Source organism: Paludisphaera rhizosphaerae (assembly GCF_011065895.1).
Taxonomy (GTDB): Bacteria; Planctomycetota; Planctomycetia; order Isosphaerales; family Isosphaeraceae; genus Paludisphaera; species Paludisphaera rhizosphaerae.
In genome coordinates, this window is sequence record NZ_JAALCR010000004.1 from 140,278 (window position 1) to 153,718 (window position 13,441).

The window sequence follows — 13,441 nt, forward strand, 5'->3', positions numbered from 1 at the left end:
TCGTGCCGCACGTCGCCTGTCGTATGACCTCCGGCCGCTCCAATTCGTGGGTCCGCTTCGGATCGAGTGACGGCTACACGACCCGAGTAGGACTTTCCCCTACATTGCCATCGACCTCGTCCCTGACTGTCATGGCCCGGCTGACGATGTAGGGTGAGGGTCGGGAACTCTCAAGGCCATCGTGGCACTTCGCGGCGGCTCGGACGAGCGAGCTTATCCCAGGGTCGGGGAGCCAACGCTATAGAACAGGTCACGGTGACTGTGACTGGAGTGCCCCGTGAATTCTGGTCCAGGCGTAATGGGAGACGCCCAGCTGGCTGAGTGCCAGGGTGACTCCATGGAGAAGCGACCGCCCTCTGAACGGATCGCCGCCGTCATTCGTGAGGTCGAGGCCGACGTCGCGGCGAGGCTGACCGTCGAATAGTCCTGTCACAAGATCGGCGTCTGCTCGTCGACGTATTATCGCTGGAAGTTCCGACAGGCCAAACCCATCTCCCGCGAGCGGTTGCGGCTGGTCAAGTTGGAGGACGAGGTCGTCCGGCTCAAGACGTTGGTGGCCGAATTGGCGTTGGATCGCCGCATGCTCCAGGAGGCAGTAAAAAAAGCCATGAGTGCCATCCGTCGTCGGATCATCGCCGCCGAGGTCGCTCGCGACTTCGGCGTCTCGCTGTGCACGGTCGCCACCTTGGGGGAGGCTCGGTCCAGCCTGCGTTATGTCCAATCTGGGCTGAGCAAGCACGACGCCCTGCTCCCTCAGCGCGAGGAGTTGGCGGTCCAACTCCCGCGTTACGGCCATCGGCGAATTGCAGGCGTGCTTCGGGCCGAGGGCTGGTCGGTGAACCGTAAGACCACCATCTGCCACCGACGGACGACTACGTCCGCCTGCAGCAAATTCTTATGGTATTTCGTGATCCACTCCAGCTGGAAGTTAGATGTCGAAGCGAGTGTGGGCGGTCCGTCGGTAGTGCCCCAGCCTGGAGCCCGCTGTGAGTGTGGTCGCCTGAGTGCGCGAGATTTCGATCCCAGAACTAGGACATTAACGTTACTTAGGGTAGCCTGGGCTGTGGCCCTCAATGGCGGCGGTCGACATCCGGACCTGGACCGACGCGGCACCCAGAGCAGGACTCCAGTCAGTCGAATCTCGACATCGGCCCTGGGCTAAGGCAGGAGGGCTCATGAATCGAGCTACGTCTCCTCAACAGGGCTTCAGGCCCCAGGGATCAGGCCAAACCGGCGGCGACTCACCGCTCGATTCGCCTGGACCGGAGACGAGGGTGGCGGCGAATCGAGACGTTCAACCCGCAGCAACCTGGGCTTAACCCATTGGCTCTCTGCCAGCGAGTGCCGATCTCGGTTGATTTCAATCCAAGGCGGTTAGCCAGCCGAATGCCGGATGATGCGGACCGCATTAGAGTCAAGGAGAGGCGATAGCTCCTGAACTCCCGACGGCGAAGGGGGTTGAGCAAAAGTCGCCTAAAACCCTCTTGAGATGGTGGCCGAACAAACCTGCACGGAGCAGAGCCATGACCCATCCGAGGCCCCAATTGCTCGACGCAGCTTTCTCGTTGACGGAAGCCGATTCGCCACGATCGGGCCTGGGGCCCGCCGCCCCGGAAAGGATACCTACGACGAGTCAGGCGATCGTTGAGAGCTGCCTGAAACGAGCCCGCCGGTGGCGTCCCCCACCACGCTGGTCGAGCCGGGAATGGTGCGAGGAGAATCGGGCGGAAGCGGCCCTGATCCTGCTGGCCGCGGAGCGGGCCTTCGACTCGGGCAGAGGCGTCTCCTGGGACTCTTTTCTCAGGTCGCGGCTCATGGCTGGTCTCATCACCCGCCTGCGGTCCGAGTGGAGGTCGGCCAGGTTTCTGATCGATGAGAAGTCCCAGGACGTCCTCGACCTCCAGCCGCTGAGCGAGCGAGAGTTCACCGAGGATGAGCTCAAAATCCTGTATGCCAGCATCGGCAGGTTGAGCCTGTCCGATCGACAGGTCCTCCAGGCCCTCTACTGGGATGGATTGAGCGAGTCCAGGGCGGCTCTAATCCTGGGAGTCAGCCAGCAGGCGATAAATAAGCGTAAGCGGACTATAATTGTCAGGCTGCAAGCTTTGTTAACTTAGGCCGAATTGATGGATTTATGGTTTCTTGGTTGTAGAGCGACTCGAATTCGTAAATAAAGAGTCGTAAGGAGGCTGTCGAAAGCCTCCCCACTTCTGCGACGGTTCGTCCCGGGAATCCGATCAAGGATTCGGCACGAAGCCGGTTGCGAGCCGATTTATCCGCTAGGGCGGCGGATCATCATTTGCGCAAGGATTGCGCCATATATATCGGCGGGCAAAGGCCTGCAACCGACGGGCCCAAGGAACGCGCTTGACGCGAGCACATCGGGGGCGATCCCGGTCGCCTCGACGTGTAGTCGCGAACGAGCGCAACCGGACCGTCGCGGTCTGGGGCCGCGTCGCCTCTGCGACATTGAAGGGAGCTGAGATTGACCATCCTCGCCGCAGAACCCGACATCTATCCTCCTGACCTACTTGACCTGCCTGCTGACCCCACACGAGGTCGGTGTTGGTGGTGCCTTCACACGAAACCCCGGCAAGAGAAGCAAGCCGCCAGGGTTTTGAGAAAGCGGGCGCTCCCTCACTACCTCCCCTCGGTCGACCACGTTAGCCACACCCCTAATGGGCGTAAGATTCGCTCCCGCCTTCCGCTGTTTCCGGGATACCTTTTCCTGTTCAGCGACGAGTACGAACGGGTCGAGGCGACGAAGGGGGGCCATCTGGCTAACGTGCTAGCCGTCTACGATCAGGACGAGATCCAGGGGGACCTGCGTCAGATCCAGAGGCTCCTTAATTCGGGCCTGACTGTTAAAGCCGAGCCGAGTATTCCTGTCGGCGCCGTCGTTCAGGTCAGTAGCGGGCCGCTGGAAGGATTGAGGGGCACCGTCGTCCGGCGGCAGGGTCGCGACGAATTCGTCGCGGTCGTCAGATTCCTGGGAAGGGGCGCCACAATCGAGCTTGCGGATTGGCAGGTCGAACGGGTCGATGACCGACGCGGTTGAAAGCGGATTGTTCCCAAGGGAGCAGGCCATGCGCCTCTGTATCGTGGAGGATGGCGGGGTCAGCAACCTCGAGCCGCTGACTCTAACACGTCCCGTCTTCGATCTGCGCTTCGGCGCCGACAGACTCGGCGCGCGGGTCGCTCGGTCGTTCGGGCTGGCCCCTGGCGGGGGCCGATTTGGTGCGATCGTCCGGCCTCATCTCGTCGACCTGTGGCACCGGCGAGATCCGCTCTGGGCTCTGAACGATCGGGCCTGGTTGGGCCGTAGCCCGGTGCTCGTTGTTAATGGCCGCTGGGTGCCCTCTGCCGAATTCGAGCCGCCTGAGGTGAGGCGACCGCTGGTCGGTCTTTGCGAGGGACGACCAGCATGCGCGTGGGCGGGACCGGGGCAGGCGGTCGGGCTGGAACTCAGCAATGTGGGAGACTGGTTTGACGAGATGGTCTCCTCCGTTGATGTCTTCGATGTAGGAGGTCGCTGGATCGAGAGGCCGTGGGATCTCGTGTCGGGGAACGCCGAGGCGTTACGTTCTGACTTCCGCCCCGGCCGTCAGGACGGACTGCGATTGAGCGATTTGCAGCACGTCGCTGTCGTCGGCTCGCAAGATCGGCTCTTCGTACACGAGTCGGCTCGCGTCGACCCTTACACCGTCTTCGACACAACGAATGGGCCGATCACTGTCGAGGCCGATGCCTGGGTCCAGCCGTTTACACGGATCGAAGGACCCTGCTTTATTGGCCGCGACACTCATCTCTTCCGGGCTAACTTACGAGGCGGAGTCACCCTCGGGCCGAACTGTCGCGTCGGCGGAGAAGTCGAGGCCGCGATCGTTCACGGATACTCAAACAAATACCACGAAGGCTTCCTCGGCCACGCCTATGTCGGCGAGTGGGTCAACCTAGGGGCCATTACATCGAATTCGGACCTTCGCAACGATTACGGCGAGGTCCACGTCCCGTTGCAAGGCGATCCGATCGCCACCGGGCAGAACAAGGTCGGCTGCTTCGTGGGCGACCACACTCGCACCGGGCTGGGCTCGATGCTAAATACGGGCGCAGCAATCGGCGTGATGTGTGACGTCCTGCCGGCTGGTATCCTGCTGCCGAAGCACGTCCCCAGCTTCGTGAGGGTGGCTTTCGGCCGCGTTGCACCCGGCCCGTCGCTAGAGCAGAAGTTCGCCACTGCTCGGACTGTTAAGCGGCGGCGCGGTCTGGAGTTCACCGAGCAAGAAGAACGCCTCTATGAAGGTCTGTTCGAGGCCACCCGGCTTGAGCGGGAACGAGCCATCCATAAGGCGGCCGCACTCGCCCGAGGCGAGGCCGCCTCACGTGACCTCTCGCAGCGTGCCGTCGGCGAGTAACCATTCCATCGCGGGCCACAACCTGCGCGCCATCCAGGGTTTTGCGAACGTCAGCTGCCGTGCCAACCCGTTCTACGATCCTTTGCTGGTTCGGACTGACTGAGCCGTCGGACAATGGATTACAGACGACGGCGGGCAGGCCTCTGATGGGGTAGAGGGGCCGGCGACCTGGTCGGCCTTAGGCTTGCCCCCCGGCAAAAGACGACGAGACGCCGTGTGGCGGCGATGACCCTTAGAGCCACCGCCGCCGCGAGGGCCACCAGCAACCAGACAGCCAAAGCGATGAGCCAGAGCGGAAGCATTAGAGCGCGGATCACCATCACGGCCTGGGCGAAGAGAAGTTCGACGAACGTAGAGCCAGTTGAGTCGTGCTGATTCATCGGCGTTCCTCGGGCCGGATGCCTCGTCGCTGGCTGATTTCGGTTCGGATCGGTTTTCGAGGCTGGTCGGCCGCCGGACTTCGGGGAGAGTATCGGTTCTTTATTCATCACTTAGGCGTGGTTCGAGCATAACCGATGCCGAAATCTCCAGATACCCGGATTTTGGTCGCCGGCCGATTGGATTTCCGAAGTACTCGGCCAACCTCCGACCTGAGCCCACTTGGATCTACGGTCGTCGGTAGGGCGGTCGACGACGCCACCGTGTGCTGAGATACGAGAGCCGGCTGGCAGAGTGCGGACGACTCGCCGGGCTAGCACCAGGATTAACAAGCCCGCCGCCGGGGGGAATCATGACGGACGAGCTGAGTGCGAGCGTCGAGCCGGGCCGCCGGCGCGCGATGTTACTTCCAGCCGCGATGCTGGTCTTCGGGGCGTGGTTCTGGTGGCCTGTCCTATCGGGAATGGCCGCACGCTGGTCGGAGGATCCTCGATATTCGCATGGCTATCTCGTAGCACCATTCGCCTGCTACTTGCTCTGGATTCGCCGCGAGCGGCTCGAAGCACCCCCGACCCGGCCAACATCCTGGGGACTGATACCGTTGGCCGCTGGCGTTGCGTCGCAGATCGCCGGTGCGTACCTCTTCCAACCTTGGCTAGAAGCCGTGGCCATTCTGCCGATCCTCGCGGGCCTCGCTCTGCTGGTCGGCGGCACACGAGTGCTGGATTGGACCTGGCCGGCGATCGCTTTCCTTGTCTTTATGATCCCGCTCCCCTATCGGATCGAAGTCGCCCTGGGTGCTCCGCTCCAGGGAGTAGCGACCGAGGCCAGCACGTATGCGTTGCAGACCCTGGGACAACCGGCCTTTGCTGAAGGGTTCGTCATTCACCTAGGCACCCACCGCATCGGCGTCGTCGAGGCGTGTAACGGGCTGGGGATGCTCTATATGTTCCTCGGGTTCGCCACGGGGGCGGCGCTGCTGCTGGCGCGACCGACCGTGGACCGGGTTTTGATCCTGCTCAGCGCCGCACCAATCGCCTTGGCGGCCAACGTGATTCGAATCACGGTCACCGGCCTGCTGCACCAGGTGGCCGGGAGTCGTTGGGCGGAATACTTCTACCACGACTTCGCCGGCTGGTTGATGATGCCGCTGGCCCTGCTGATGCTGCGGGCCGAGGTTGCTGCTCTCGACCACTTATTCACGCCCATCGAACCCGTGAGTTCTCACGTCGATCCCCGGATCGTCCTCATTCGAAACGGGGGCGACTCGCGTCGAGTCCCAGCTCCGGGACCTGGGCGAGCCTGAGCACGGGGACGGACGGAGCCAAGCTCTTCCGATAGCTGGCGGCGAAATCGCGCCTCGGCCCTCGATCGTCGGCGTGCCCAAGTGGACGCCGGCGGCCCCCGGAAGTTCCTGAACGAGGTTGTCGTCTCCCGCTAACGAAGGAGCGAACACCATGGACCAGCCCGAGATCACTCCCGACAACTTCGGTACGGAGCCGCATCCGGCGACCGTCAACCTGCCCGCCGGCAGGAGCGTGCGCGCCGGTTTCTCGTCCCACGCCCGTGCCGAGGACCCGGGGCGGCCTCCGGGCCTCTCATCGACACCTGACCTTCTGTCGCTGCTCCAGGCCCTACGACGACGGTGGGTCCTTGCCTTGTTCGCAGGCGTCCTGCTCGCCAACGCTGCGGGGTTCTCGGTCTGGTACGCGATCCCCCCAGCAAAGTACACAGCGAGGGCGCTCCTCCATGTGTCAACCTATCAGCCCAAAGTCATCTTCGACACGGCGGAACGCAGGGCTGAATACCACACGTACCAGCGCTCCCAGGTGACGCTCATCAAGAGCCGCCGGGTGCTCGGCGCCGCATTGAGCACGCCGTCGGTCGCGGAGCTCGAGACGGTCCGAGAGACGTACGACCCGATCGAGTGGCTCGAAGGGGAACTCGCCGTCGAGTTCGCCGGCGGCTCAGAGTTTCTCCAGATCTCCCTCAGCGGCAAACGGCCGAAGGACCTGGCCACGCTGGTCAATTCCGTGACCGAGGCATACCTCCGGACGGTCGAGACGGCCGAACGGACGGGCCGTAGCGAGAGGCTGGATTCTCTCAAGAAGCTGTACGACAGCTATATGCAGTCTCTCGAGAAGAAGCGGCGACGGATCCGGGCGCTCGCGGAGGAAGTCGGGTCGAACGACCAAGAGACCCTCGCCCTGAAGCAGCAATACAACCTCGAGATGGTCGCCTCCGCCCGCCGCGATCTCATGTCGCTCCAGTCAGAGCTGCGACGGGCCCAGGTCGAGATGGCGTTACTGGAGGCCCGCGATGCGGACGAGGTCCCGAAGTTGCTCACAACGGCGGAGATCGAGGAGTTGCTCGCACAGGACGAGCAGATGAGGGACCATCGCGAGGACCTCGCCTCGATCACCCGCCAACTCGCGGATGCCTCGCGTTCGTCGCGGAAGGGTAACGACCCGATCGTCATCGCGTTCCGGGAACGCCAACGCGCGATGCAGAAGACCATGGACGCTCGCCGGCAATACCTTACAACCCGAGCCGAACGCGATATGCGCGACCGTCACGAGGAGGAGCTCAACCACTTGAAGGACCGGGTGGCCATCTTGAAGCAGATCGATCAGGTCCTCCGGGCGGACATCGACAAAATGGGGCAGGAGTCCCAGGCCATCAACAGGGGGACGCTTGATCTCCAAACGCATCAGGATGAAATCGTCCTGACCAGTGAGGTCGCGAAGAAGGTCGGAGGAGAGGTCGAAGCGCTCGAGGTGGAATTGGGAGCCAAACCCAGGATTACCCAGATCGACCGAGCCGAGGTCCCCCGGACCAAGGACGAGCTCAAGCAACTCAAGGCGAGCGGCATCGCGGCCCTGGCCGCATTCGCGGCCACGTTGCTCGGGATCTCTTTCTGGGAGTTCCAGGCCCGCCGAATCTCGACGACCGACGAGGTCGTCAACGGCCTTGGGATGCGGCTGATCGGTTCCCTGCCGGCGCCGCCGACTCGGGGCCGCCGACTCCGGTCGCTACCCGCCGAGGCCGACCGCCGCTGGCAGAGCCTGCTCGTCGAATCCGTCGACGCGACTCGGACGATGATCCTGCACCTGGCCCGCGTTTCGGGAATCCGAGTCGTTATGATTACGAGCGCACAGAAGGGGGAGGGCAAGACCTCGTTGGCCGGCCACCTCGCTACTAGCCTGGCCCGGGCTGGTCGACGCACGGTGTTGGTGGATTGCGACCTACGCAACCCATCGGCCCACCGGCTCTTGGACATCCCTCAGGTCCCCGGGACGGCCGAGCTCCTGCGCGGAGAGGCCAACCTTGACGAGGTCACGCGGCCGGTCCTCGCCGGCGAATTGTTCATCATCACCGCCGGCCGATGCGATACGCTGGCCGTCCAGGCTCTGGCCCAGGATGGGCTGCAGCCGGTCATGGATCAACTGCGCGGCTCGTTCGACTTTGTAATCGTTGATACAGCACCAGTCCTACCGGTCGTCGACTCCTTGCTGGTAAGTCAGCACGTCGACGCCGTCCTCTTCTCGATCCTCCGCGGAGTGAGTCGATTGCCCCTGGTTTATACAGCCTGCGAACGCCTGTCCGTCCTGGGGGTGCGCATGATCGGCGCCGTGGTCAGCGGCACCCAGTACGACGCCGGGGGGCCCGGGTATTACGATTCGGCAACGGCTGAGGCTTAAGAGCACGGTTGGTCCCGCCCCGAGACCACCATGACACGTGAACTAACGCTAGTTGCCGCCATCGGTCTCATAGCCGCCGCCGGCACCTATTCCCGCGGGCGCGCCGACCGTGTGGGGACCTCACGTGCCGTGGCTGCCGCTGCAGCACGGCTCTGCCGGATCCCATCGAACTGCGGCGAGTGGCGAGGGGTGGACCTGGAGTACAACGTCCGGGACTTCATCAACGCCGGAGTCGGCGGCGTTCGCATCCGTCGATACACCAATGCGCAGGGCGAACGCGTGGTGATCATGCTCCTCTGCGGACAACCCGGGCCGCTGGCTGTCCACACGCCAGACGCCTGTTTTGTCGCCGCTGGTCTCGAGCTGCGAGGAACTCCCCAGAGACGGCCCGAAGCTTCGGGAACCGAGTTTCTGATCGCAAGCTTCTCCAAGCCTGCAACGTCGGCCGTCCCCGAAGCCCTGCAGATTCGCTGGGCCTGGTCCGACGGGGGGGGGTGGCTGGCGCCGGAGCACCCCCGGCTCAGCTACGCCGGACGACCGGTGCTGTTCAAGCTATATATCATCCGCGATCTGGCGGACACCGTCCGGGAAGATGAGGCAGACCCGGTCCCTCGCTTCCTTCGCGACTTTCTGCCTACCCTTGCCCCAATCGTTGCCCCCGACACATCGTCCTGACATCTCATAAGGCTCCCGAAGCGGCGGACACGCCGTGTAACAGACGACTACCAGGAGGCAGAGATGGCCCGTGAGGCTACGCGCCGACTGAACGTACGCTGGGACTCCGAGCCAGTCTCGTCAGACATCGTCGAGAGCTATACCACCAGCAAGAGCCTGGCCGACCGCATACTGGCCGCGCTGATACTCCTTACGTTGTCCCCGCTGGTGCTGATAATAATGTTGGCGGTGAAATTGACCTCCCGCGGCGGGGCGATTTACCGGCAAGAGAGAGTCGGTCTCGGCGGCGGCCTGTTCGTGATGTACAAGATCCGGACGATGGTCTACGACTGCGAACGCAGCAGCGGAATCTGCTGGTCTTCAGTCGGAGACCCCCGCGCCACGCCGCTGGGCCGCCTGCTTCGCCGCACCCACCTCGACGAACTGCCGCAGCTTTGGAATATCGTTCGGGGAGAGATGAGTCTGGTCGGCCCGCGCCCGGAACGGCCTGAGATCGTCTGTGAGCTCGAGCAGAAAATCCCCCATTACCGGCAGCGACTCGACGTTCTCCCGGGGCTGACCGGGCTGGCCCAGATCCTCCTGCCGCCCGACTCGGATGTAGACGACGTCCGCCGCAAGCTGACTTATGACTTGTATTACGTCTATCATTGCAACCTATGGCTTGATCTAAGAATCCTCGCTTGCACCGCGTGCTTCCTTGGCGGCATCCCCTTCGCGCTGACCCGATCATTGTTCCGAGTGCCGGACCAACTTGAGGTCGAGGGGGCCTTCGCTTCGATGTCCACCGAACTCGACGCCCACACGCAAGTCCGGACGGCTTGAACTTGGCTCGTCGCGCCCGTTGTTGGCCGTTTCGGGAAGAAATGATGGCGACGCCCACCAACGACGAATCGATCCCTTCGCTGGGGCCGGCCGATGATGTGACGAGAAGCGTCCGGCGCATGCGGTTCCTCAGCCTCGATATGGTGAAAGGCGTCGGCGTGCTGAGCTTTATACTTTGGCACGCGATGGCTTACTTTCACCAGTCAGGGGCCGAATCGGCACCGGCGGTCCGATTCACACACTACGCGACGGGTCTCTTCGTCTTCGTAACGGGCTTTATCCTGGGCCTGCGCGGCCAGGCCGACAAGCGCCCGCTACTGCCGGCGTCCTCGGTGTGGCGTGCCTCCCGGCTCTTGCTGATCTGCCTGGCGGCAGGGATCGCGAAACAAGCTCTTCAGGGGCGGGTGCTGTCCTCATCCCTCGTCCTTGTTCCCCTATGGGAGATCTGCTCGCTCGGGATGGTGAGTCGCTGGGACGTACCGCTTCAGGTCCTAGTCGTGATTGCCGCCGTCTTACTCCTCGCACCTTTCGTCGTGGAGGCGTGTCGGGGCAGACGATTCGCGGCGATCGTGTTCGCTGCCGCCCTCCCATTGGCTCTCGAGCCGACTCTGCGCCTGCGAGTGCCGTACCTCTGGCACTTCCTCCTACTGGGTGTTTGGGGGACGCTGATCGGCGTCGGTCTAGCCCAAAACCGGGAGCGTGCTCTAGCCGCTCTGCAGCGGCTTCCTGGCCCGGCCTTCGCGGTGTCCGCACTCGCCTATCTGTGGCTCCAGTTGGGGGTGACGACTCATGAAGCCTGGTACGTCGCAGCCCTCTTTACAATGGCGGGGAACCTGGCATCCGTCGTGATCAACGTCTGCTTCTGGGGGGGCCCGACGCTGGTTCGCCATGACCTGGGCGGCGAGCCTGCGGGCGGGATAGTCCGCGTGCTCGCCTTGCTCGGCCGGCATTCCCTATTCGCCTACGTGCTGCAGATCGTCGCCCTCAACGCGGTGCGGGCGAGCGGGTTGGCGACCCCCTCCGCGTCGGCATTGCCCGCAGCCCTCGTCACGGCCGCGATTGCGGCGCTGTGCCTGGCGGCCTGCAGCGCCATCGAGTTGGCCAGGCGCCTGCCGCGCTTCGAGATAGGTTACCGAACTCTCTTCGCCTAGCGACATCCGTCAGACCAGGCTGACCTCGCCGTATGGCAACGAGGCCTCGTGGACTTCTACCTTCTGAACCTGCTGAACGCCGTTCTCTTCGTCCGGCCGTCGGAGATCGTCGAAGCCCTTTCGACGATCCCCGTATACAACATTGTGATTTCCACCTGCATCGCAATCAAATATCCGACAATTTTGGGACAATTGAGCGGACGGTCGCTTCGAGAACGGCCGATCACAGCGTGCGTCGTTGGGATGTGGGTCGCGGTAGTCCTGTCGCACCTGTCCCATTTCACCATCTACTACGCACGCATCCAGGGGCCCGAATTCGCCAAGGTGATTGTCTATTACCTCCTCCTCGTCGGAGTGGTCGACACGACCGAGCGCCTGAAGCGTTTCTTGACGTCGCTGGTCGTTTTCGGGGTCATACTGTCGGTCATTGCCCTGCTGAACTATCACGGCTATATCTACCTGCCCTCCCTTGCGGCCGTGGGGGACTCGGAGATCGATGCTGCCACGGGCGAGGAATACATCCTGATGCGCCTCTGCAGCACGGGAATCTTTAACGACCCGAACGATCTGGCCATCATGCTCGTGGTGTGCATGCTGATTTGCATCTACCGGATCGTATCGCCGGCTGCCGATCTCTGGCGCGTCGTATGGGTTGCACCTCTTGTCCTCTTCGGCCACGGATTGGCGATGACGCACTCGCGTGGGGGCTTTCTTACCCTTCTGGCCGGCCTGCTCGCCCTATTCCAGGCGCGATTCGGCTGGCGGAAGGCGTTCCCTATGGCCTTGGTAGTCCTCCCTGCTATGGCGTTGCTCTTTGCTGGTCGGCAGACCGACATCTCCGCCAGCGAGGATACCGGCCAAGGCCGGGTCCAGATCTGGAGCATGGCCATGGCCCTGCTGCCACAAGCCCCCGTGTTTGGAATCGGCATGGGCCAGCTGGAGGACGTTATCTTGCACGCCGCCCATAACTCATTTGTCCATGCTTATGTGGAAACGGGAATCTTCGGCGGCACGCTGTTCTTCGGGGCGTATTGGATCGCACTGACCACGTTGGGTCGTCTCGGCGGGCGTCGGTCCGGGCTTGTTGATCCGGGCCTCAGGGCTCTGCAGCCCGTCCTGATGTCGATTCTCTCCGGTTCCTTCGTGGGGATGATGACGCTGTCCAGGAACTACGAAGTCCCCACGTTCATGCTCTTTGGACTGGCAGCCGTGTTTCTTCGCCTCGCGGGCGAACAAAGGGGAGCTTCGGTTCCACGACTGGACGCGCGGCTCGTGTGCCACACCTGCGCCGCGAGCTTGGTTTTTCTGGCCTTACTCTATGCGTACATCAGGGTTTTCGTACGTTGGGCTTGAATCCCACGTCCGCCCTGCCCCGGAGCACCCTGCCCGTGAGCAGCCCGATCGCGGCCATCGAAAGACACCCGGACACAGGGGCTGTGTCCCCCCCTCACGCCGGCGCGGGGCCGTGCGTGGCAGTCATCGGCCCGCTGGAAGGCTGGCAGTGGATTGACCTTGCCGAACTCTGGCGGTTTCGCGAGTTGGTCTATTTCCTCGCCTGGCGCGACGTTAAGGTCCGCTACAAGCAAACCGTCCTCGGCATCGCCTGGGCGATCCTCCAGCCACTAATGATGATGGCGGTTTTCACAGTCTTCTTTGGAAGGATGGCCGGCGTGCCTTCGGCCGGACTACCCTATCCGTTGTTTGCCTATGCGGGTCTCCTATCCTGGACGTTCTGCGCCACCGCGGTAACAGGCGCCAGCAACAGCGTGGTGAGTTCGGAGCGCCTCATCACGAAGATCTACTTTCCACGCCTGGCCATCCCCTTCGCCGCCGTCGGGGCGGCGGTCGTCGACTTCGCCGTCGCCCTGAGCCTGTTATTCATAATGATGCTGTGGTATGGCGTCTCCCCCGGCGTTGGTCTCTTCGCCGTCCCAGCGGTCTTCAGCTTGATCGTGCTCATGGCGCTAGGGGTCGGAACTCTTTTGGCCGCGCTGAACGTGGCCTACCGCGACTTTCGATATGTGACGCCGTTCCTTCTCCAACTCTGGATGTTCGCAACCCCTACCGTGTACATGCAGTTGCCGGAGAGCCAGGTCGGTGGGGGGCTACTGGGGTCGCTTCTGGCTCTAAACCCGATGACAGGCCTGGTCGACGCCTTCCGGACCGTGGCTCTGGGAGGGGTGATTCCCTGGAGCCGCCTCGGCTGGTTGACGTTGGCGCCCTTGGCAACCTTCGCGGTCGGTTGCCTCTACTTCCGCCGGGTCGAAGATCGCTTCGCCGACGTGATATGAATCTGCAT

At 63.0% G+C, this 13,441-nt stretch carries 11 protein-coding genes; all 11 read left to right on the forward strand.

Features of this window, described 5'->3' with window-relative positions:
* Nucleotides 1-277 precede the first annotated feature (277 nt).
* The 11 genes from G5C50_RS06700 (at nucleotide 278) to G5C50_RS06750 (ending at nucleotide 13,433) form a co-directional block, all read left to right on the forward strand.
* The gene (locus G5C50_RS06700; RefSeq protein ID WP_165066808.1) at nucleotides 278-424 is read left to right on the forward strand and encodes a hypothetical protein; all 147 of its coding nucleotides are present in this window, start codon (nucleotides 278-280) and stop codon (nucleotides 422-424) included.
* A gap of 1,099 nt (nucleotides 425-1,523) precedes the next feature.
* Nucleotides 1,524-2,117 carry a sigma-70 family RNA polymerase sigma factor gene (locus G5C50_RS06705; protein WP_165066810.1) on the forward strand — a complete coding sequence of 198 codons (594 nt, stop codon included), beginning with the start codon at nucleotides 1,524-1,526 and terminating at the stop codon, nucleotides 2,115-2,117.
* A gap of 368 nt (nucleotides 2,118-2,485) precedes the next feature.
* Nucleotides 2,486-3,058, forward strand: a complete 573-nt coding sequence (gene nusG / locus G5C50_RS06710) for a transcription termination/antitermination protein NusG (RefSeq protein ID WP_165066813.1) — start codon at nucleotides 2,486-2,488, stop codon at nucleotides 3,056-3,058.
* Nucleotides 3,042-4,415: a putative sugar nucleotidyl transferase gene (locus G5C50_RS06715; protein ID WP_240906990.1), complete on the forward strand. Its 1,374-nt coding sequence runs from the start codon at nucleotides 3,042-3,044 to the stop codon at nucleotides 4,413-4,415. The genes nusG and G5C50_RS06715 overlap by 17 nt, the downstream gene beginning before the upstream one ends.
* Before the next feature lie 796 nt (nucleotides 4,416-5,211).
* A complete protein-coding gene (locus tag G5C50_RS06720; RefSeq protein WP_255487481.1) occupies nucleotides 5,212-6,099 on the forward strand; it encodes an exosortase/archaeosortase family protein in 888 nt (295 codons plus the stop codon).
* 151 nt (nucleotides 6,100-6,250) lie between these two features.
* Nucleotides 6,251-8,494 (forward strand): polysaccharide biosynthesis tyrosine autokinase, encoded by a 2,244-nt coding sequence (locus G5C50_RS06725; protein WP_165066818.1) that lies wholly within the window; start codon nucleotides 6,251-6,253, stop codon nucleotides 8,492-8,494.
* Between the two features lie 129 nt (nucleotides 8,495-8,623).
* Nucleotides 8,624-9,169, forward strand: coding sequence for a hypothetical protein (locus tag G5C50_RS06730; protein ID WP_165066821.1), 546 nt, complete (start codon nucleotides 8,624-8,626; stop codon nucleotides 9,167-9,169).
* A 63-nt stretch (nucleotides 9,170-9,232) separates the two neighbouring features.
* Nucleotides 9,233-9,991, forward strand: coding sequence for a sugar transferase (locus tag G5C50_RS06735; RefSeq protein ID WP_165066824.1), 759 nt, complete (start codon nucleotides 9,233-9,235; stop codon nucleotides 9,989-9,991).
* A gap of 44 nt (nucleotides 9,992-10,035) precedes the next feature.
* Nucleotides 10,036-11,142, forward strand: coding sequence for an acyltransferase (locus tag G5C50_RS06740; RefSeq protein WP_165066827.1), 1,107 nt, complete (start codon nucleotides 10,036-10,038; stop codon nucleotides 11,140-11,142).
* 48 nt (nucleotides 11,143-11,190) lie between these two features.
* Complete coding sequence (locus G5C50_RS06745; RefSeq protein WP_165066830.1) at nucleotides 11,191-12,495, forward strand: O-antigen ligase family protein; 1,305 nt, start codon at nucleotides 11,191-11,193, stop codon at nucleotides 12,493-12,495.
* Nucleotides 12,496-12,530: 35 nt separating this feature from the next.
* On the forward strand, nucleotides 12,531-13,433 hold the full coding sequence (locus G5C50_RS06750; protein WP_165066833.1) for an ABC transporter permease: 903 nt from the start codon (nucleotides 12,531-12,533) through the stop codon (nucleotides 13,431-13,433).
* Nucleotides 13,434-13,441 lie beyond the last annotated feature (8 nt).

What these genes read in the sequence shown, in the direction of transcription:
- G5C50_RS06705 (WP_165066810.1), top strand. Translation starts at nt 1,524, where the DNA reads ATGACCCATCCGAGGCCCCAATTGCTCGACGCAGCTTTCTCGTTGACG.
- G5C50_RS06715 (WP_240906990.1), top strand. Translation starts at nt 3,042, where the DNA reads ATGACCGACGCGGTTGAAAGCGGATTGTTCCCAAGGGAGCAGGCCATG.
- G5C50_RS06720 (WP_255487481.1), top strand. Translation starts at nt 5,212, where the DNA reads ATGCTGGTCTTCGGGGCGTGGTTCTGGTGGCCTGTCCTATCGGGAATG.
- G5C50_RS06725 (WP_165066818.1), top strand. Translation starts at nt 6,251, where the DNA reads ATGGACCAGCCCGAGATCACTCCCGACAACTTCGGTACGGAGCCGCAT.
- G5C50_RS06735 (WP_165066824.1), top strand. Translation starts at nt 9,233, where the DNA reads ATGGCCCGTGAGGCTACGCGCCGACTGAACGTACGCTGGGACTCCGAG.
- G5C50_RS06740 (WP_165066827.1), top strand. Translation starts at nt 10,036, where the DNA reads ATGGCGACGCCCACCAACGACGAATCGATCCCTTCGCTGGGGCCGGCC.